Consider the following 21228-nt stretch of genomic DNA (forward strand, 5'->3'; position numbering starts at 1 on the left):
CAATAGCCGAGGTTAGCTAGAAATGAAAGCGGATACATATCCCTTGGCGAGGCATGTTCTGTAATCGCGTTGTCATTGGGGGTGAGATTGCGTAGCTTGTTTTTCGCTGTTTTTCATTTCAAATACGGGAGGTAAACGAATTTGGTTAATCGTATGTGGAAGCGTAAAATCTCATCGGTTTTGGTAGGCGTTATGGGTCTTGGCTTGATTCTGAACTTATTCTCTTTTCAACTGGCAAGCGCAGCTGTAGATGAGTCCGTCTTGGGGCCGGAGCTGCTTGTGAATCCCGGCTTTGAGGAGGTGTCCAGCGGTATGCCGGTAGGCTGGTCCAAGTATGCGACTCATAATCCGGAAGGCGTGGCCGTGGAGTCGGTCACGGACCAGACGGCGGAAGGAACATACAGCATCAAGCTTACGGATAGCAATGCCAGCTATGCAGCAGGCGTGCACAGCATTAGGATGCCTTATTCACCCGGGACAGCCTATAACGCCAGTGTTAAAGTAAGGGTCGAAGAGGGCGGGGTGGGCATGTTTATCCGCTATTTCAAGGCGGACGGCAGCTCTACGCAAGTCGTTAAAAACAGCAGCGGCACGGAGCCGCAATGGCAAACGCTTCAGCTTAGCGAAACGCCTCCTGCGGACACCGTCACTATTCAAATGATTATTGTCGTACCGAGCTTTTTCAATACCGGCACGATCTATGTGGATGACGCATCGTTCAAAACAACCGAACTGCTGCTCAATCCAAGCTTCGAAGTGACGACGGGTACGAGACCGAATGGCTGGACAGCAATTGATCATGGCGTGACATCCAGTATCACAGCCGTAACAGATGCGGGGCATCTGGCCCACGGAAGCAAGTCTCTTCGTATCCTTGATCAGTCAACGACGGATGCTTACGGCGTTAAGAGCTCGTTGGTCCCTGTCGTATCCGGCCATTCGTATACGGCTGCCGTCCGAGCGAAAGCGGTCTCAGGCAGCGGAAGTTTGCTCATGCACTTTATTAATTCAACGGGAACGCAATTCGCGGAAGCGGCAACAACAGGAGCGGACGGCTTCGAAATGTTGACGCTAACAGCGGAACCGCCGGCAGGAACAACGGAGATCCAGGTAGAGCTTACGACAACCGGTTCAGGGACAGCCGGCCTTTATTTCGATCAGGCGACGTTGACAACAAGCCATTCGTCGCCTGAACCAACGTCGACCGTTGCTCCATCGCCTACTCCGCCGCCAGTCGGCTCGCTAGAGTGGCCGATTGGGCTGAATCCGGCAACGACAAGAAGCTTCCATCCATTTAACCATCTCGTAACGACTCAGAATCCTCCGGATTTCGGATGGCCGTTTATTGAAGGTGCCGATTTCTACGAATTACAGGTGGCGAATGACAGCAGTTTCGAGTCCATTGCATACCAGAAGAACGATATCGCGAGCAACTACTACAACTTTACTCATACCTTCGCAGGCGGCCAGTCCTATTACTGGAGAGTACGGTACCATAAACAGGAAGGTTGGTCCAAGTGGAGCGAGGTGCTGAAGTTCCGGATCGACGCAGTTAACGTACCGTTCCCGGTACCTCCCGTGTCGGTTCTGCTGGCGGCTGTGCCGAACGAGCATCCCCGCATTTTGACAACTCCGGATGGACTGGAAGATTTTCAAGCCAGGAAAGACGGGGACGGCAAAAAAACATTCGATGCCATTAAAGGCTATGTAAAAACGAGAGTGGAGAACGAGGTAACGAATCCGGAGGCGATGCCCGGCGAGCCTGTCATGCATCCTAACAACAGTCCCAATGTATTATCTCAAACGACGGCAGTAACGGAACCCTTGATCAACGCAGCCTTCGTCTACTTAATTACCGAGGATCCAGCTTACGGCGAATTCGCCAAAAGACGATTGTTGCATATCTCGTCGTGGAGGACGGACGAAGGTCCGACTCAATATCACAACAATCAAGGAGGCAATGACCAGGTTCACAGGGAGATCGTATTAAAAGGCGCGATAGCCTACGACTGGATCTATGATCTGCTTAGCCCGGCGGAGCGGGAAACCGTGTTGACCATGGTACATGAACGCGCCAAAATCATTGCAGACGACGTCTTGTACGATAGCAGACCGATCTCCAGCATGCCTTACGATTCGCATGGCTGGACTGTGTTCGGCTACTTGGGGATAATTGCAACATCCTTGCTGCATGACGAAATCAGCGTGAACGGGACGGTCGTTGCCGAGGATGCGCGGGAATGGTTTAAACTGATCGTCCCGGCTTACATTAACTTGTCGCCTACTTGGGGCGGCGAAGACGGCGGCTGGGGCAACGGCGTCGGCTATTGGCAATGGTCGACGATAAGCGGAAAACAGTTCCTGGACACGCTTTATGCCGCAACGGGCTTCAGCATTTATGACAAGGCGTATAACCGCAACGAATATTTGTTCCCGCTATACAATCTGCCATTCGGCCAGACCACCGGTCAACTCGGGAATAATACCGAGGGCTCCGGCGGCTACGGCATTGATCGCAGCTATGTCCATGGAAGTTCGACCCGTAACGCCATGATGCAGCAGAACGAGGTGGCGCAGTGGTATGCGCAGCAGCACAATTACAGCTATGGCAACTATTTTACTTACCTGTATGAAGACAGCAGCTTGCCGGCGCGTCCTCCTGTAGAGCTTCCGACGGCAAAATACTTCGATCAGGTCGGCCTTGTTTCCATGCATTCCAATTTACTCGATACAAAACGAATTTCCATGTATTTCAAATCTAGCAAATACGGCAGCTATAATCACACGCATGCTGATCAGAACGCTATCGTCATTAAAGCTTTCGGAGAGGACCTTACCGTTGACGGCGGGTTCTACGATGCATACAACAGCCCACATAATTTGAATTACGCCAGACTTACGTTTGCCAAAAACGCGATCACTTACGACAACAAAAAAGGTCAGAAAAATTTCGATATGAACGCTTCGGGTCGAATTACGGGCTTCGCGACGAATAAGGACTTCGACGCCGCCGTCGGCGACGCCACTGGGGCCTACAACACCGACGCCAACACCAGCGGTCTCGATTTGGCGCAGAGAAGCGTCATCTACGTGAAGCCTGGCGCCTTTGTAATCGTGGACAATTTGGACGCGAGGGCACAAGGGGGCTCCAGCTTCGAGTACTGGCTCCACGCCGATAAACAATTGACGCTGGATGCGGAACAATCCTCCGCCACGATTGTCAAGAACAAAGCGGCCTTGGATGTGAAGCTTTATTATCCGGGATTAACGGAGATCCCCGTAACCGACAAGTATCTGGACGCGAACGGCGTCGAACAGCCGCCGCTCGAAACCTCTCAATGGGCTACTGTAAAAAGGCAGCATGGCGGATTCGTGACTCCGAAAACGGAACAAGCGACGATCGTGTCCACCTATGTTCCTTATGAGGTGGGTACAACGCCGCAGAACATTGTCTCCGAGGATCACGGCACGTACCGTAAGCTGAGCTTCGTGGACGGAACGGACGTTTATGTGCGCACCGCGCAAAGCGGATCAGTCGATACCGGAGATATTCAGTTCGACGGTATTGCCGCTACCGTCAAAGGAGATTCTATTCTTCTGGTCGGCGGAACGCATTTGACGATGGACGGAGTGGAGAGAATTAGCAGCACGCAGCAGGCAACTATCGCACTCTCCGGCGACGAGCTTTCGATTACGGGAACGCAAGGCGCTGAGATCAGCCTGCATAAGACCAGCGTAACGACCGTGCTCGACGAAGAGTATCGCAGCCTTCCCGAAGGCGGCAGCATTGCGGATGCCGTTAACAGCCGCGGCGTTCATTGGGATACTGCAGGTAACCTATTAAAGCTGAATGTCGAGCCGGGCCAGCACAAGCTCCTTCTAAGCGATATCCCCGCGCCGGCTCCGCTTGCTCCGATCTCTTATTCTATTGAAGTGAACGGTGTAGAGTCGACGGTAAGCTTGTCTACCTATGGCGATGGACTTGGCGGTACGGCCGCGTGGGGTGGCCTGACCAATGCGGCAGGACTTTACGAGGTCATCGAAGCGCCGCCGGGTCTCTACTTCGACAAAGTCGGCATGGCTCAGCCGGTCGTTTATTTGGGAGCGAACGCGCGGTTTATTCTCCCCGAAGTGACTGGGACCTTGAAGCTTCGCAATGCAGGTACGGGAGCGTTAACGTTGGCGGAAGCTACGTCGGACTTTGATACCGTCAAGGAAAGCTTGACGGTGTTCCAAGAAGCCGAAAGCTTCATTCATACCGATGGCGGCGCGACCAGTGTGTACAGTACCAGGCCTTGGATGTCGGGTGGCCAAGGCGTCAGCAACTGGGCTACGATAGGCCAAAATATTACGTGGAATCTGAATGTTCCGGAGGCGGGCACTTACGACATCGTGTTTAAGTATGTCGCTTGGGAAGACATTGCCGGAGCTCCGACTAGGCTGATACAGCTGGGCAATCAGTTCTATACGGCGGAAGCGGAGAAAACGCTCGACTGGGGAACGATGCCGGAGTATTGGAAAGCGCTGACCGTTCAATCAGGCGCGTCTCTGCCCGCAGGACAGGTTCAGCTCAGAATGTGGAACGTGCAAGGTCCGATGAATTTGGATTGGGTCGGGTTGGTCAAAAAAGGAGCAGCCGAAGAATCGAGCCTTAAGCTGACGCCAAGCACCGCTGCCGTAAGTCAAGAGCAGCCGCTGGAGATCGGGCTCGCGCTGAGGGGATCTGCTCTGGCGGCCGGTGTTGATCTTACGTTGTCCTATGATCCAGCCAAGTTCACTTACACGGGATATGCCAAAAAATATGAACAACAGATTGTTAGCGTGTCCAACAATATGGAAGCCGGGACACTTCGCATATTGGCTGCGAGGACCGGAACTGGAACGTTGCCGACTGACGACGACTTTTTGGCGTTACTATTCCAAGTGAAACCAGAAGCGCCTTCAGGCACGTCCGGCTTCGCGACCTCGGCCGTTACGACGTCCTCGGAATCGGGAGAGCTCATGACGCTGGCTAATTCCGCCGCTCAGGTTCAGATTACGAATAATGCGGCATTGGGGGCTCTCATCTCGCAAGCGGAATCGACTCGAGACCAAGCCGTCGCGGGAACTTCCGTCGGTACGTTCTTCAGCTCGGCGCTGAATGGTCTCAAGTCGGCACTGACGGCAGCGATTAACGCGGCCAAGGCCGTCTTCCAACAAACGGACGCTTCCCATACTCAAATCCAGTCGGCTCAGAATCTTCTGGCCGCGGCGATCGCGGAGTTTGAAGCATACAGAATTACGGCAACGACTGGCGATACGAACGCGGACCAGCAGTTTAATATTGCGGACTTCATGAACATCGCGACGCATTACGGCAAGGATTCGGATAGCCCGAATTGGGTTCAGGCCAAGAAGGCGGATCTGAATGGAGATGGCGTTGTCGATATTGAGGATGTGGCGTTTATCGCTAGCCGGATTATAGGGTAATAGGAAAAGAAGCACAGCCGGCGGTTCCGAGCTGCCGGTATTCCTTCCATTGCTGGCATTGAAATAGAAGTCGGAGGAGTGATATTTTGAGCAAAACTTGGATTCGGTTGGGAACTGCGCTTCTGCTGGCAGGAAGTTTGCTATGGTTCCATAATGGATTGGACAACGTCGCGGCGGAAGATCAATCAAGCGCCTTTACGATGAAATCGGATGTATCGACCGTTAAGGCAATTGAACAATTCCATGTCACGATAGAAGGATCAGGCTTAAGCGAAATGTATGCTTATGACGTTACGCTGGAATTGCCGCAAGGAATGACGTTGGTGGACGCGGAGGACCTGCTGCCTGGCGGTTTGTCCGTAGCTCCGGTTGTTAAAGGGAATACGATTCGGTACGGATCGACGAAGTCGGGAAATGCCGACGGGGAAAACGGAACGCAAGCGTTAAGCCGTTTTAAGCTGAAATCCAGTACTTCCGGCAGCGCTTCTATTAAGCTGATAAGCGTCAAAAGCATAAAAAAAACGACTACCGGATTAGTCAGTACCATTCACACGATTCAACAAACCGTTCAACTGACGATTACTGCGGGCAACAACGGAAACAACGGAAACAACGGAAACAACGGAAACAACGGAAACAACGGAAACAACGGAAACAACGGAAACAGCGGAAACAGCGGAAACAGCGGAAACAGCGGAAACAACGGCAACAGCGGCAACAGCGGCAACAGCGATTTCGGAACGACAATTGTTACGGAAGAGATGGGCGGCTCTCAGGTCCGCTCAGGTCGAATCGTCATCCCTGCAGTGGATCGCGTTCAGGCTCCATTGGAGCTGCTCCAATCATGGAGTTCGCAAAATACTTCCGCCGTGATGGTTGTGGTCGTAGGTAAGGCTACGTATTCCTTCCCGCTTAGTGAATTATCTTCGGCTGCATTACGCCATGCATTGGGAGAACAGGCAGACGAAGCTGTCCTCACGATCAACATAACTGAAGCAAATGAAGAACTGGTCAACAAGGCGGAGCAGGAGGCGGCTAAGCTCGGTACGACTCTGTTGATTAAGCCGATTGATTTTGAAGTCTTCGCAGAAACGCCGAATGGCGATAAAGTGCCATTAACGAAATTCGCAGGTTATGTGCCGCGAACTTTCGAGCTTGATTTCGACGTTGAGCCCGAAAATATGGTTGGCGTTTATTGGAATGAAGCGACAGGCGAGCTGTTGCCGGTGCCAACAGCGTTTCGCGTGGTAAACGGTAAGTACGTCGCCGAGCTGTACAGAAAAGGGAATAGCGCTTACTCCTTAATAAGGCTGGACAAACACTTCACTGATCTTAACGGGCATTGGAGCCAGCCCTTGGTGGAGTCGATGGCCAACAAGCTCATCGTTAAAGGAACCCCGGACCAAAGGTTTGAACCGGACAAGGCGGTCACCAGGGCAGAGTTCGCAGCGATGTTAGTACGTGCTCTTTCTCTGGACGAGGCCGGAGCTAAAACTTCTTTTTACCGATATAAATGGACAATGGCATGAAACTGCCGTTCAAGCTGCTGCGGAAGCAGGTCTGGTCAACGGTTATCCGGACGGGACGTTTCGTCCGGATGCCACGCTTAACAGACAGGAATTGGCAGTTATCTTGAAACGTGCGGCCCAATTGGCCGGACAGCCGTTCGCATCTTCCGAAGGCGGCGGAAACGGGCATTCATTCGTGGATTTGGATGCAGCTGACGTATGGGCACGACAGGATATCGCGTCCGCCGCAGCGGCTGGCGTGATGGAAGGCGACAAGAAGAACGCCTTCCGACCGAAGGCGCAAACGACTAGGGCAGAAGCTGCGACCGTTCTGAAACGTATGTTGGCTTTTGCAGGAAAGTATAGTGGCTAACCAAAGATAAAGAACTCTAATCGGATGACAGTACGGGTCTCAGGCTATGGGGTCCGGACTGTCGTTTGTTGTTTCCCGTGAGTGGGGTTCCAACTTTTTCTTACCGCCGTTTCACTTTATCCCTATAAAAGCTGCCGCGCATCAACGAAAGGTTAGGCGCTTTTGCGGAAATTGAACGTTTTTTAAGAAAACCTGAAAGGAGTACCAGGTCGTGCAGTTCCGTATATTTCCGAAGGGCCGAACATGGCTTTATGATTGCAGTAATCCGAAACAAGACGGCTGAGTTGAAAATGAATTCATCAGACTTGTAAGGAGCATAACGATCAATTAAAAAAAGGACGGTGTATTCACAGTGAACAGAAAAAAAAGGTTTAGTCTGCTCGGAGCCATTCTCATTGCTTCCATGCTTGCGGGATGTTCCAACAATGGAGGTACCAATGTAACCGAGACGGGGACCAATACGCCTTCGGCTTCGCCTGAGAGCACGGAAACGGCCAGCGCACCAGATGTTACACTAAGGCTGCTGACCGATTTTAAGGATATTTATCCACCAAAGCCCGACTGGGCGGTATGGAAATGGGTGAAGGAAGAAACCAACATCACCATCGATCAAGAGACGTGGACGGGACCGGAATCGCTGGCATTGTCGATCGCTTCGGGTGACATGCCCGACCTGTTCACCGTGTTCCCTGGCGATGCACAGAAATATGGTCCGCAAGGGGCGTTTCTCGATCTATCAGAACATATGGACAAGATGCCCAACGTTAAGAAATTCCTGGATTCCAAGCCAGAAGTGGCGCAGCGCATGACTTCGCCCAACGGAGAAATGTACCATCTGCTTAACGACGGATTGGGTGCAGGCAACCTGATGGTCTGGTTCTATCGGGACGACGTCTTTGCAAAGCATAATCTTCAACCGCCAACAACATGGGATGAATTATACGAAACGTCCAAGAAACTGAAGGAGCTGTACCCGGATAGTTATCCGTTTACGTTCCGGCACGGCGTCGGAACCTTACCTGCTTTCGGCCCTCAGTTCGGCGTCTATCCGTACATGTATGAAGCTCCAGATACAGGAAAAATCAAGTATGGCGTAACCGACCCCGGCTTTAAGGTCATGGTCGAATATTTGAACAAGTTCTACAAAGAGAAGCTTATCCCGCAAGACTGGCTGTCCATGGATTATAAGGCTTGGACTCAGCAGGTCGCTACGGATAAAACGTTTATGACGATTCAATATATCGGTCAGATCGAAATTATGAACAGCCAGCTTCAGAACGGTGCCCACTTGAAGTTTATGGCTCCACCGCTCGGATATGGCGACAAGGCATATATCCAAAAGGCAGATTATGAAAACTACGGCATCGCCGTATCCTCCAAAACGAAAAACCTGGATGCCACGTTGCGTTTTCTCGACTTCATATATTCCGATAAAGGGAAGGATATCCTCAGCTGGGGCAAAGAAGGGGAGACGTATACGATCGAAGACGGCAAACGTAAATTTTTGCCGCAATACAAAGAGCCGAATGACCTGCGGAAAGAGCTGGGCATTATGACCTCGACCGCGTATGGAGTTGCCGATTTCGAGGCCTCGCTGTCGCTAAGCAACGAAAACGAGCAGCATTCTTTTACGGAGGCGATGAAATATCAATTCCCGACAATGAACCTGACGCCCGTTCTGACGGACGAAGAGAGAAGCGGCATTACAGCTATCGAGGAACAACTCAACAAATATTATGAATCGTCCGTCGCGAAGTTTATTATTGGCGAAACTCCATTGTCGCAATGGGATGCGTTCCTCGATGAATTGAACAAGATCGGCGCGCAGAAGATCATCGATACGTACCAGGTTGCGCTGGATCGTTTGAAAAACAACATCAAGTAATCAGAATTCGGCTAGGGCTTGATAACGGTTTTTATCTAGCCCTGTCTTTTTTCTCAACGAAAGGGGTGCCGTATTGAATTCGCCATCGATCCTCAAGCAACTGAAGCGGGACCGGGCTTTCATACTTATGTTCGCACCGGTCTTGTTATATTTCATTATGTTCAAGTATGTGCCCATGTTCGGTATCGTCATCTCCTTTATGGATTACAATCTGTTTAAAGGGTTAGGCGGAAGCGAATGGGTCGGACTCAAATATTATCAACAGTTTTTCGATAACCGAGATGCTCTCGTCATTATCAAAAACACTGTTCTGCTGGGGCTATACAAGCTCTTGTTCGGATTTCCCGCGCCGATCATTTTGGCTCTGCTCCTTAACGAGCTTCGCAACGCGGTATACAAACGACTTGTCCAGACGGTAAGCTACCTGCCGCATTTCTTATCCAATGTGGTTGTCGCGAGCATGCTGCTCCTGCTCCTGTCTCCCAGCACTGGCTGGGTCAACCGTATCATCGAATGGTTTGGATTTCCGGCTATAAGCTTCCTGCAAGAAGCAGAGTGGTTCCGCACGATCTATGTCCTCTCGGAAATTTGGCAGCAGGTCGGCTGGGGCTCCATCCTGTATTTGGCGGCCATTACGACAATCGATCCGCAATTGTACGAAGCGGCCCGTATGGACGGTGCGGGCAGATGGAAGCAGACCCTTCACGTGACATTGCCGGGAATTGCAGCCACGATCGTTATCCTGCTGATCCTTCAAATCGGAGGCATGCTGGAAGTCGGCTTCGAGAAAGTGTTCCTGCTTTACAATCCCGCTACGTACGACACGGCGGACGTTATCGCCACCTATGTATACCGCGTTGGCATTCTACAGGGCAGCTTCAGCTATGCAACGGCCATTGATTTGTTTATGGGCGTGATTGGCTTCCTGCTTGTCTACACGACCAACAAAATTAGCAGAAGATTAGGGGAGAATAGCTTATGGTAAAGAACAGGAGCGCATTATCCCTTCTCTTTGATTACGCGAACGTGCTGTTAATGGCGCTTATGATTTGCGCGATGTTGTTCCCCTTCTTGCACATGGCAGCCATTGCGCTTAGCGATCCGGAGCCGGTAATCGCGGGAGAAGTCACGCTATGGCCTAATGGACTGAACTTCGACGCATTCTCCGCCGTATTCAATGATAATCGGGTTCTGGTTGGTTATAAGAATACGCTTATTTATGTAGTATTAGGTACGACATGCTCACTTTTATTCAGCATTCTGGGCGCGTATCCGCTCTCGCGCCGGAATCTTGTATTCGGCAAAACGTTTATGATGCTTATCGTCTTCACTATGTTATTTTCCGGCGGACTAATCCCTACCTATTTGGTTGTCCGCAGCTATGGACTGCTTGATACGATATGGGCTATGGTGATACCAGGCCTTGTTTCTCCCTATTATTTGATCATAATGCGAACCTTCTTCCAGGGAATCCCACGGGAGCTGGAAGAGTCCGGCAAGATTGACGGCCTGTCCGATTGGATGATCATGCTGCGCATCGTGCTTCCGCTTTCGAAGCCGGTATTGCTTACCATCGGGCTTTTCTATGCCGTGGGAATTTGGAGCAACTTCTTCTCGGCGCTCATCTACTTGCGGAACGAAGACTTGCACCCGCTGCAGGTCATGATTCGCAACATCGTGATGATCGGCCAAGTCGGCGACATGACCGTCAGCAACTCGGTCGGAGGCCGTACCGTCGTGCTGGAGTCGCTCAAATACGCGGTCATCTTGGTTGGAACCCTACCGATTCTGATCGTTTATCCGTTTATTCAGAAACATTTTGTGCAAGGCGTCATGATTGGATCGGTAAAAGGGTAAGTCCTTTCATACTGCCTGCAGAGAGCTTTTGAGGTTATATTGCAAGCTATAACGAAATGTAAACAGCAGTTCAGAGCTTATTCTGAGCTGCTGTGTTCGTTCATATAGGGTAAATTCCATTTTGCACGAAGTCTTCATAGGCCATATGCTTTTCTAGGTTCGTCTGTTAAGTTAACGGACAGGATGGCTGAATTGTTTCGTGAACCTTTAAGCATATAAATTCACGAAAGCAGGAAAGCATAAGAAACATGTGGAATAAAATGGGTGTGACGGATGTTCTAATGCTCTGCGACAACGTCAGAATGTAATAGCAAGCTGTAAAGGTGTGTTTAGTTTTATGTAATCGGATTGCTGAAAATTTGATGACAGTAAGGAGCTGGATACGATGATAAAAGGATTTGGAGGAATATTTTGGAGAACAAACAATCTTGAAGCTATAAAAAAATGGTACAGTGAAGTGCTGAAGATTGAAATAGAAAATTGGAACGGGACAGTGATAAAACCTCAAGTAGGAAATGAGACTATCTTTTCTTTCTTTACCGAGAATGACAGTTATTTTCCAACAGATCAACAAGTGATGTTAAATTTCCAAGTACATAATATAGACGAGTGTATTGATCATCTTGAACATATTGGTGTACCTCTTGCAAAGAAAAAAGAGATTAGTGAATTTGGGAAGTTTATTTGGATTGAAGATCCTGAAGGTCGACTGGTCGAGCTTTGGGAGAAATAACGAGTTGGCTGAAAGTAGGAGGAGCCGTGTGTCAACACGAGCGACATCAGTTCATTGTGCGATGCCGATCCCTACGACTAGATGATGAGGGTTATTTTTTCAATGAGTTGATTTTGTCTCGCTGCGATTTAAACTCATAGTAGAGCGTCCTCCTGGTTGATGGAATTTTTAGCGCTATGACCCGTTGCGTACTTCCATCGTGCAGAGGCGCTCGTTTTTTTTGCAAGGCGAAAGAGGAGATAAGGTAAAGATATTGGTTTTTTGTAGTAATTGATATAACATTAAATGCATATAAGGCCAGTGAAATTGTTATGACGCTAACGGACCAAAAACCTCCGGATAATAATAGTTATTGAAATCTTCTCCAATATAAGGAGAAATCATGTTCACAAGCATATCTTGTAATCTAAGCTCTTCAGTGTTTTTAGTTGGTTTATATAATGCAAATGTTGTTGTTGTTAGAACATGTTCGATTACCGAATTACATAAAATTAGAGATTTCATGAATCATGCTCCAGCTCAAGCTAAGCGTGAAAGATCGGTTAAACAGCAGTGAACGGAGAGTGAGCAGCCTTGAAAATAAAGGTTATTATTGCCGATGATAATCCCTTTGTCCGAGAAGGCATGAGGATCATCCTGACCACCTTCGATGAAATCGAGGTATTGGCATCGGTTCAGGATGGTCAAGAAGCCGTAGATTTCTGCAGGCAGAACGAAGTAGACGTGGCACTGCTTGATGTGCAAATGCCCAATATGAATGGCGTGGAGGCGACCAAGCTGATCGCTGAGCAGACAGGAACCAAAGCGCTAATCCTGACCACCTTTGATGACGAAGCATTTATTCTAGATGCGATTAGCAGCGGAGCGAAGGGGTATCTGCTGAAGAATAACGATCCGGAGCGGATTCGGGATGCCATTATCACGATATATAATGGACATAATGTGCTGCAGGATGCTGTGCTGGACAAGCTCAAATCTAGTTTGCTCGCGGATAAGGATAAAGATAAGAAGATGGACAGAGGCAGTAAGATCGATAGAAGTTTGTTCACCGATAGAGAATATGACATTATGTCCCTCATCGCGAAGGGACTTTCCAATCGCGAAATTTCGAAAAAGCTGTTCATCTCAGAAGGTACGATAGCCAACCATATTACTTCTATTTTAGGGAAAAAGAGTCTAACGCATCGTACACAAATCGCGATTTATTTTCTAACCGGGGAAGTGGACTAAATGAGAGAGAGAGGTACCCCTGTAGAGATCTGGACCATGGGTATTAAAGCAGTCCTCTTAAGCTATGTAGCCATTCAATCTTACGAATCGGTGGATTTGATTTCAACATGGTATATGCTGTCGATCCTTATCTATTTATGTTTGAATATTTCCATTCATATTGTGAAAAAGGCTAGCAGCAAGTCGATCGTGCTGCTGCTAGCCATGCTGGCGATTGCAGTATCCTCCTCCTATATCCATCCGCTGTTTATGCTCCTGCTTCCTCTGAACATTTACGAGCTATTCGCTATCTATCTACGCAAACATGGACTGATTGTATTGCTTATGCTGGCTCCGCTCGTCTTGATATCTCAATATGCGCAATCAATCCTGGTTACATACGGACTCGTTGCGTTGCTTAGTTTCCTCTATAACCTCTTGCTTCACACATACATAAGCAGAATGACTGACCTCAGAGCAGATTTAGAAAATAGGCATGAGCATATCCAGCAGTTGACTAAAAGTCTGAATGAGAATAAAGAATATATCAGACAATCTGATTATACGATTAAGCTGGAGGAGCGAAACCGACTGTCGCAGGAAATCCATGATAAGATCGGACACTCGATGACGGGCGCATTGATCCAAATGGAAGCCTCGAAACGATTGTTCACTTCGAATCCGGACAAATCGGCTGAGCTGCTGCAGAATGCTATTCACATCTCCAAGGACGGGATCGAGACGATTCGTCTTGTGCTTAAGAATATGAAGCCGCCGACAGAGCAGCTGGGGATAAATCGGATGAAGTTATTCATTGATGAATTCTCAGCGAAACAAACGGTGCGGACTTCTCTCACTCATGAAGGGAATGTCGACAGTATGACTCCGATCCAGTGGAAGGTCATTCAGGAGAACACCCAAGAAGCTTTGACCAATGCCATGAAATATTCGAATGCTACCGTCGTTTCTATTCATATCCAAGTGCTGAGAACCTTGATCAAGGTCGAAGTATCGGACAACGGCCAGGGGGCGCAGAAGGTGATTAAGGGCCTTGGGATAATCGGAATGGAAGAACGGGCAGCAAGCGTAAATGGTACGATTATTGTCGATGGATCGAGAGGATTCAGTGTCACAACGTTAATTCCTCACGGATAAGATGAGATTTACGATCATGACATAGGAAGATTCTCAGGGGTAAAGGATGAACTTGTGCACTGTCACAGGGGCATCCTTTTTTATTACAATTGCATTATTAGCAAGACGAAACGGGAGTGTGATGAAATGAACGTACTTGAAGTAAAGCAGCTTTCAAAGAAATTCGGAGATTTTATAGCGGTGGACAATATCACGATGTCTGTAAAAGAAGGAGAGATTTTCGGATTTCTAGGCGCGAATGGAGCAGGCAAGAGCACGGCCATCAATATGATTGCCTCATTGCTCCGGGTTACCAAGGGCGAAATCGAAGTTCTTGGCAAAAATATTGCGAAGCATAGCAAATTTGCAAAGATGAACATCGGGATTGTGCCGCAGGAAATGGCTATTTATGAGGATATGACCGCTTACGAAAACGTTCGTTTTTTTGCCGGATTATACGGACTCAGAGGGGCGGAGCTAAAGGAGCGGGTGATTGAAGCACTAGCATTCGTAGGTCTTGGCGATAAACACAAAAGCTATCCCAAAAACTTCTCAGGCGGCATGAAGCGAAGATTGAATATAGCCTGTGCAATCGCCCATCGGCCAAAGCTGCTTATTATGGATGAACCAACGGTGGGGATCGACCCGCAATCTCGCAATTACATTCTTGGTTCCGTGAAGAAATTGAATGAACTGGGCTGTACGATCATTTACACGAGCCATTATATGGAAGAGGTCGAGGAGATATGCACAAGAATCGCTATTATCGACCACGGCAAGATTATTGCGGAAGGAACGAAAGGCCAATTGAAAGCCATCATTACGAATCAAAAAAATATCAGTATTGAGGTGCGTTCGGCGGAAAATCTGAATAAGAGCAAGCTGGAGGCAATAGCGGGCGTAAACCGGGTGGAAGTGGAGGATCGAATCGTTAAAGTCACCTCTGATTCCGAGATTAATAATTTGAACCGAATTATTCAGCAGTTAATGGCGGACGATCTGGAAATCCGTGCAGTGGAAGAAAATGAGCCTAGCTTGGAAACAGTGTTCCTGACATTGACAGGCAGAAGCCTGCGGGACCAATAAGAACGTAGGGATAAGGTGGCGAAGTGGATATGAACGTATTCAGAATCATGCTCAAAGAGCTAAAGGTTATCCGTGACCCCAAGATGCTGTTGTTTTTGCTGGTGTCGCCGCTAGTAACGATGCTTATTTTGGGAACGGCTCTTACGGGCGCATTTAACGGCAGTTTATCGGTCGGAGAGATAAATGTGCTTTACAAGAATAATAGCTCGGCGAGTGATTTCTCCCGTTATTGGGATGATTTCACGGGGCAGATGCGTCAAGCAGGCATTAAGCTTGAGAAGGCAGACGAGAAGACGGACGGGAAAACGGAAGTGAAAAATAACCGTTATGTGGGTTATGCCGAGATCACGGACAGTGGACTGGAGTATTACAGCAGCAGTCAGAGCTTAATTGAAAGCGGCATTGCTAAGAGTGTGCTCACAGCGTTCGCAGATCGGTACCGATTGGCAGCTGTAGTAGCAGGTACCGACTCGGAGCAAGCAGATGCGATCATGAGCGGAAACGGCAGTGAAAGCTACGTGGTAGAAGAGTCGCTGAATGCGACAAGGAAACCGGGTGCGATGGACTATTTCGCAGTAGCGATTACGACAATGATTATTTTATATAGCGCCTTGACGGCCGCACAATTAATTGATGGTGAACGCAAAAGGAACACTGCTGTCCGATTGCTTGCTTCACCAGTGACGAAAATCGAAATTTTCACGGGTAAATTAGCAGGGCTTGTTGTGCTGAATGCAATTCTAACAATTATCGTAGTGCTTATTAGTAAATATGTGTTTAATGCCTACTGGGGAGAAAATTTGGGCCTCGCATTTCTAATACTCTTTACTGAAATTATTTTCGCTGTGAGCTTGGGACTCGGGCTCAGTTATATCATTAAGGGCAATGCTTCAGGTACTGTTGTTATGATTATTATCCAATTGGCCGCATTTCTCGGGGGTTCATACTTCCCGGTTGAGGAGGCTACTGGATTCATGGGAGCGCTCAGTTCTCTTTCTCCGCTGCAATGGTCCAATGCTGCACTTCTTGAACTAATCTATGCAGACAATATGTCAGCAACAATTAACGCCATGCTGTTGAATATCGGCTTCGCGGTCGTCCTGCTTGGTATCGCATTAACGATGATGCGCAGAAGGGAGGGGTTGTAAGGATGAGAGACACTTTATGGCTGATACGGAAAACGTTTATGTCCACCTTTAAAAATTATTTGAATCTATTTATATACTTTGTCTTTCCTGTTATGGGCATTCTGCTCGCGACGCTAGTCCAAGGAGGAACGGGAGATTCCGAGTTGAAAATGGGCATTGTTAATCATGATGGGGGCCAGGCGATTACAAAACGCATGATGGATTCGGTGGGCAAACAAGATTCCATGCTTGTCATTGAGCTTGAGGAGAACGAGATAAAGGGGCGAATTGCTTCCGGCGAGCTGGATGCAGCCATTATTTTTCCCACAGGTTTCGCACAGAGCTTGATTGCTCACAAACCCGCGGATGTTAAGATCGTATCGATTAAGGGTGCCCAGGTTACCGGACAGGTAACGGCAACCTTGGATCAGCACATCAATAATATGGTTTCGGTCGGCAGGGCAGCTCAAGGAGATGAGGCTAAGTTTATTGCCCTTTATGACAAATTTCAAAAGCCGGGATTCGAACTAGCAGGCAAAAAAGTGGAGGATCAATCGGTCAATTTCAACAAAACCAATCAATCGATAGGTTACTTGCTTATCCTCATGCTGGTGTCCGCTTCTAATTTATCCGGCATACTCATCAAGGAAAGAGAGAATAGAACCTATTATCGCCTTCTATCCTCACCGATTTCCCCAAGAACCTATGTCTTGTCTAATATCATCGTTAATTTGACTATGATGATGCTTCAGATTGCAGTGACACTGTTGATCATGATGACTATCTTTCATGTTGATCCGGGTATTCCTTATTGGAGCATGTTCCTGATTCTTGTGTTATTTGCGCTGGTGGCAATCGGATTATCACTTGTCATCGTGGCGTTTTCCAGCAGCTCTTCAACCGCCAGCGGCATGCAGAATATGATCCTCATTCCTACCAGCTTATTATCCGGTTGTATGTTCCCGCTTGTGCTAATGCCGGAAACCATGCAGCAGCTCGCGCGCTTTCTTCCTCAGTATTGGCTGCTGGATACCTTCAGCGATCTACAGCAGGGGGGATCCTTTGGTGAATTATCCTTGAACCTAATCATTTTGATTGCTTTTTCTGTGGTCTTCACTTTAATAGCCGTCTATAAATTTGGCAGGAATAATGATACTCGAAGCTACATTTAAGAAAATGGGATCATTCAGGGCAAAACGGATTGAAAGGCCATTCTAATCGAAGAGTGTAAATGAATTAGGGCGTAAGCACAAATGTGTTTACGTCCTTATTTATGCTTAAGTTGCGCGTCATATTTAGAGAGAGCAAGGATGAAATGGTTTTGTATGCATAGGTACGGATAAAATAGTGAAACAGATGCTTTTGAATACAAAATTGGATAAAATATCCGAAATCGCAACTTAAACAATGGCAAGAGTGTCTATATGGTTAAATACCTATATCATCTGTGGCGTGATTAGCATTCTGATTTGCATAATCGCTGATTTTTATAAATCTAAGGCGAAACGCTTGCTGCGCTAAGGAGAAATTTAGCATAACACTCAATAGACTTCCATATAGAACACCAGCCTTTTTGAGCTAACGGACTTGGCCGAATATATCATTATGATTCGATATTGCCCCCCCGCAGCAGCCGAGTGAAGCAAGCATCATGCTGGATGCGGCGAGGGTGAATCGCATTCGCCTATTCATGGAGGAATACGAGAAGCTGTCTGGTATCGGATATGCGCATATTGAGCCATGGATTGCTCTCATTGCAGCACGCAAGCTTAGTGCGGACGGGATATCTGAATCCGAGAAAAAATTACTCGTGAACGAGATTAAAAGAAGCCTTCTCAGCTAGAGAAGCCTCTTAGCGGCTAATGCCTTAATAATCTTGTCGCTGCGTCAACCGTATGCTTCAGCAGCATCGCGATCGTAACGGGACCAACGCCAGCGGGTACTGGGGTAATTGCGCTAGCTCCTGCAAGACATGCATCGTAATCGACGTCGCCGACGTTACCGGGATTGTAGCCGGCATCGAGTACGACAGCGCCTTTGCGCAACCATTCGCCTTGGATGAACTTTGGTTTACCGACCGCTGCGATTACGATGTCGGCATGCTTCAGCATCTCGGCCACGTTTTCTGTTTTGGAATGGCAGATTGTCACGGTCGCGTCCCGGTTTAGCAGCATAAGCGATACCGGCTTTCCGAGAATGGGGCTGCGTCCGATGACGACAGCATGCTTGCCCGCAATCGGAATCTGATAATAATCAAGGATGGCTATAATGGCAGCTGGCGTGCAGGACGGATAATCTGCGTAGCCGAAGGCATTCTGGGCAAATCCGAGCGCCGTTACGCCGTCTACATCCTTATGGATGCTAATGGCTTCGAAGGCTGCGCGCTCATCGATTTGATGCGGTACGGGATGCTGCAGCAGGATGCCGTGAACAAGCGGGTCAGCATTGAGCTGAGCGATCACCTCGACCAGCTGCTCAGTCGAGGTCGACTTATCCAGATGAATGCGTTTGGATTCGATGCCGAGCCGCTTGCAGGCGTTGCCTTTCATTCGGACGTAGGTTTCGGAAGCGGGATCGTCCCCGACAAGTATCGTCGCCAGGCATGGCACGATACCTTGTGATTCAAGCGTGTGTATCCTAGCTTTTAATTCTTCTTTGATTGCCTCTGCAACGCGCGTTCCGTCTAGTATCAGTGGGTTTGTCATCTTCTTCGCCAGCTCCTTCGAATAGTGGTCAGAAAACGTAAAAAGGCAAGGGGAATGTCCCCTTACCTTTGCCCAGGCGTACGGCCGATTATCTATGCGCTTCCTCATGGTTCCCCATGCTCCGCCAGTCACGCACAGCTTTTAATTCCTTTCATTCTACCAGCTTTGCCAAGAAAAAACGAGCCTAGCTCCTATATTTTTCGCGTACCGGATCGTTCAAGGATGCTATAATGAAACGAGCAAGAGGGTGCGTGAGGCGCTGCCCTCTTTATTTAAATATAAGGCTTTATTGTTACACGCGATAAAGTATTCTTCTATTTCTACGAGAAACGGATACCATCCTCTTGCAGAGGACGGCGAAGCCGTTTCTTCTTGGCGGTTTCACCAAACAACAAGAGATTGAGGTGCAAAGGTGCTAAAGCTTGCTAGATTTCTAAAAAAATACAAATGGCCTGCCGTGCTGGCGCCATTATTCATGCTGCTTGAAGTATGCATGGATTTGCTGCAGCCAAGATTTATGGCGGCAATCGTCAATGATGGCATAATTGCAGGTCATCTTGGAGCGATTACGAGCACGGCCCCTAAGATGCTGATTGCGGCACTAATCGGCTTAATTGCCGGCGTAGGCTGTACGGTGTTTGCGACCATCGCTTCTCAAAACTTCGGGGCGGATTTGCGCCAGGAGCTGTTTCAAAAGATTCAGTCCCTATCGCTGCGCTCGCTTGACCGCTTCGGCTCCGGCTCGATCGTAACGCGCCTGACTGGCGATATTACGCAAATTCAGAACCTCGTTCTGCTGCTTCTGCGCGTATTCGCACGGGATACGTTCATGATTGCCGGCAGCATGATTATGGCATTTACAATCAGCCCGCGCCTGTCGATTATACTTCTTGCCATGATTCCTTTACTCGCTGCTTTCCTTGTCATTACGACCCGGATTACGGTTCCGTTATTCGCTGCGATGCAGCAGCGTCTCGATCAGGTGAATACCGTAATGCAGGAAAACTTAGCCGGCATCCGTGTGGTCAAAGCATTTGTTCGCTCAGATTACGAAGAGCAGCGCTTTCAAACAACGAACTCGAATTTGCTCCATGCGAGCTTGAAGGCGGCCCGTATCGTGGCGCTCAATACGCCGCTTATGTCCATTATTCTAAACTTTAGCATTGTAGCTGCGTTATGGTACGGCGGTATTTTATCTGAGCAAGGGGCCTTATCGGTAGGCAGTCTAGCCGCTTTTCTAACGTATATCACCCAGCTTTTGTTCTCAACCTTGGGTCTTGGCAACCAGCTGATGGCGATTTCCCGTGCCAAGGCGTCTGCTGACCGAATCAATGAAATATTGGAATTGGCTGGGGAACAGCAGCGTGTACGAGGGGACTTGGACAACCTGGCTGAGCCGATCAGTGAGGGGCGAATCTCGTTCGAGCAAGTCAGTTTCACCTACGACGGGCACGCAGAGCAAGCCGTGCTTCACGATATTGATTTCACGGCAGAGCCCGGTGAGACGATTGGCATTGTAGGCGTGAACGGAGCGGGGAAATCAACGCTTGTCAGTTTAATTCCAGCCTTCTACGCCCCGACTAAAGGCGTCGTTCGTATCGATTCGCGCCCAATTGGCGAGATTGCTCCGGAGGAGCTTCGGGGGCAAATCGGCATGGTGTTCCAGCAGGCGCATCTCTTCAGCGGCACGATTCGAGAAAATATTTGCTTCGGGATGCCGGATGCCAGCCAACAGGAAATGGAAGCTGCTGCGAAAGCCGCCGAAGCGCATTCATTCATCATGAAGCTGGAGAACGGCTACGATACGGAGCTTGGACAGCGCGGCGTCAACCTCTCCGGAGGTCAGAAGCAGCGTTTGTCCATCGCTAGAACCTTATTGCTCAAGCCCAAGATTGTCATTCTAGATGACTGTACGAGCGCAGTCGATCTCCATACCGATTCGCTGATCCGCAAATCGCTTCAGACCATTATGGAGAGCAGCACCTGTCTCATAATCGGTCAACGAATTGCTTCCGTTCAACAAGCCGACCGAATTATCGTGCTTGAGGAAGGCCGTATCACAGCGATGGGCACGCATATGGAGCTGCTTCGCACAAGCAAGCTATATCAACAAATGGCGCTATCGCAGCAAGGAGCTTAACG

Annotated in this window: 15 protein-coding genes and 1 riboswitch; of the genes, 14 read left to right on the forward strand and 1 reads right to left on the reverse strand. The window is 48.8% G+C overall.

Features of this window, described 5'->3' with window-relative positions; translation table 11 throughout:
- Nucleotides 1–141: 141 nt before the first annotated feature.
- From FHS16_RS25360 to FHS16_RS25420, 13 genes are all read left to right on the forward strand, one after another.
- Entirely contained in the window at nucleotides 142–5469 is a 5328-nt protein-coding gene (locus tag FHS16_RS25360) for a DUF4962 domain-containing protein (RefSeq protein ID WP_183569432.1), read from the forward strand.
- A gap of 86 nt (nucleotides 5470–5555) precedes the next feature.
- Nucleotides 5556–6998 (forward strand): S-layer homology domain-containing protein, encoded by a 1443-nt coding sequence (locus tag FHS16_RS25365; protein ID WP_183569434.1) that lies wholly within the window; start codon nucleotides 5556–5558, stop codon nucleotides 6996–6998.
- Complete coding sequence (locus FHS16_RS25370; protein ID WP_183569436.1) at nucleotides 6931–7350, forward strand: S-layer homology domain-containing protein; 420 nt, start codon at nucleotides 6931–6933, stop codon at nucleotides 7348–7350. The genes FHS16_RS25365 and FHS16_RS25370 overlap by 68 nt, the downstream gene beginning before the upstream one ends.
- 352 nt (nucleotides 7351–7702) lie before the next feature.
- Nucleotides 7703–9235, forward strand: coding sequence for an extracellular solute-binding protein (locus tag FHS16_RS25375; RefSeq protein WP_183569438.1), 1533 nt, complete (start codon nucleotides 7703–7705; stop codon nucleotides 9233–9235).
- A gap of 127 nt (nucleotides 9236–9362) precedes the next feature.
- The gene (locus FHS16_RS25380; protein ID WP_183569546.1) at nucleotides 9363–10220 is read left to right on the forward strand and encodes an ABC transporter permease; all 858 of its coding nucleotides are present in this window, start codon (nucleotides 9363–9365) and stop codon (nucleotides 10218–10220) included.
- Entirely contained in the window at nucleotides 10214–11092 is an 879-nt protein-coding gene (locus FHS16_RS25385) for a carbohydrate ABC transporter permease (RefSeq protein WP_183569440.1), read from the forward strand. Before FHS16_RS25380 ends, FHS16_RS25385 begins: the two co-directional genes overlap by 7 nt.
- A gap of 385 nt (nucleotides 11093–11477) precedes the next feature.
- Nucleotides 11478–11825, forward strand: a complete 348-nt coding sequence (locus FHS16_RS25390; protein ID WP_183569442.1) for a VOC family protein — start codon at nucleotides 11478–11480, stop codon at nucleotides 11823–11825.
- 573 nt (nucleotides 11826–12398) lie between these two features.
- Nucleotides 12399–13055, forward strand: coding sequence for a response regulator transcription factor (locus tag FHS16_RS25395; RefSeq protein ID WP_183569444.1), 657 nt, complete (start codon nucleotides 12399–12401; stop codon nucleotides 13053–13055).
- On the forward strand, nucleotides 13056–14189 hold the full coding sequence (locus FHS16_RS25400; protein WP_183569447.1) for a sensor histidine kinase: 1134 nt from the start codon (nucleotides 13056–13058) through the stop codon (nucleotides 14187–14189). It begins immediately after the preceding gene.
- A 126-nt stretch (nucleotides 14190–14315) separates the two neighbouring features.
- Nucleotides 14316–15254, forward strand: coding sequence for an ABC transporter ATP-binding protein (locus FHS16_RS25405; protein WP_183569449.1), 939 nt, complete (start codon nucleotides 14316–14318; stop codon nucleotides 15252–15254).
- A 29-nt stretch (nucleotides 15255–15283) separates the two neighbouring features.
- Nucleotides 15284–16402 (forward strand): ABC transporter permease, encoded by a 1119-nt coding sequence (locus tag FHS16_RS25410; protein ID WP_183569451.1) that lies wholly within the window; start codon nucleotides 15284–15286, stop codon nucleotides 16400–16402.
- Between the two features lie 2 nt (nucleotides 16403–16404).
- Complete coding sequence (locus FHS16_RS25415) at nucleotides 16405–17553, forward strand: ABC transporter permease (RefSeq protein ID WP_183569454.1); 1149 nt, start codon at nucleotides 16405–16407, stop codon at nucleotides 17551–17553.
- 497 nt (nucleotides 17554–18050) lie between these two features.
- Complete coding sequence (locus FHS16_RS25420) at nucleotides 18051–18224, forward strand: hypothetical protein (protein ID WP_183569456.1); 174 nt, start codon at nucleotides 18051–18053, stop codon at nucleotides 18222–18224.
- Nucleotides 18225–18240: 16 nt separating this feature from the next.
- On the opposite strand, the gene FHS16_RS25425 is transcribed toward FHS16_RS25420, so the two are convergent.
- The gene (locus FHS16_RS25425) at nucleotides 18241–19086 is read right to left on the reverse strand and encodes a bifunctional 5,10-methylenetetrahydrofolate dehydrogenase/5,10-methenyltetrahydrofolate cyclohydrolase (RefSeq protein ID WP_183569458.1); all 846 of its coding nucleotides are present in this window, start codon (nucleotides 19084–19086) and stop codon (nucleotides 18241–18243) included.
- Nucleotides 19087–19149: 63 nt separating this feature from the next.
- Nucleotides 19150–19228, reverse strand: a riboswitch (ZMP/ZTP riboswitch).
- Between the two features lie 270 nt (nucleotides 19229–19498).
- On the opposite strand from FHS16_RS25425, the gene FHS16_RS25430 reads away from it, so the two are divergent.
- Entirely contained in the window at nucleotides 19499–21226 is a 1728-nt protein-coding gene (locus tag FHS16_RS25430; RefSeq protein WP_183569460.1) for an ABC transporter ATP-binding protein, read from the forward strand.
- Nucleotides 21227–21228 lie beyond the last annotated feature (2 nt).

Source organism: Paenibacillus endophyticus, assembly GCF_014192395.1.
Lineage (GTDB): Bacteria > Bacillota > Bacilli > Paenibacillales > Paenibacillaceae > Pristimantibacillus > Pristimantibacillus endophyticus.

Bases quoted from the DNA above. Each gene is read 5' to 3' on its own strand.
- FHS16_RS25385 (WP_183569440.1), top strand. From the start codon at position 10,214: ATGGTAAAGAACAGGAGCGCATTATCCCTTCTCTTTGATTACGCGAAC.
- FHS16_RS25380 (WP_183569546.1), top strand. From the start codon at position 9,363: ATGTTCGCACCGGTCTTGTTATATTTCATTATGTTCAAGTATGTGCCC.
- FHS16_RS25410 (WP_183569451.1), top strand. From the start codon at position 15,284: ATGAACGTATTCAGAATCATGCTCAAAGAGCTAAAGGTTATCCGTGAC.
- FHS16_RS25390 (WP_183569442.1), top strand. From the start codon at position 11,478: ATGATAAAAGGATTTGGAGGAATATTTTGGAGAACAAACAATCTTGAA.
- FHS16_RS25400 (WP_183569447.1), top strand. From the start codon at position 13,056: ATGAGAGAGAGAGGTACCCCTGTAGAGATCTGGACCATGGGTATTAAA.
- FHS16_RS25415 (WP_183569454.1), top strand. From the start codon at position 16,405: ATGAGAGACACTTTATGGCTGATACGGAAAACGTTTATGTCCACCTTT.
- FHS16_RS25405 (WP_183569449.1), top strand. From the start codon at position 14,316: ATGAACGTACTTGAAGTAAAGCAGCTTTCAAAGAAATTCGGAGATTTT.
- FHS16_RS25425 (WP_183569458.1), bottom strand. From the start codon at position 19,086: ATGACAAACCCACTGATACTAGACGGAACGCGCGTTGCAGAGGCAATC.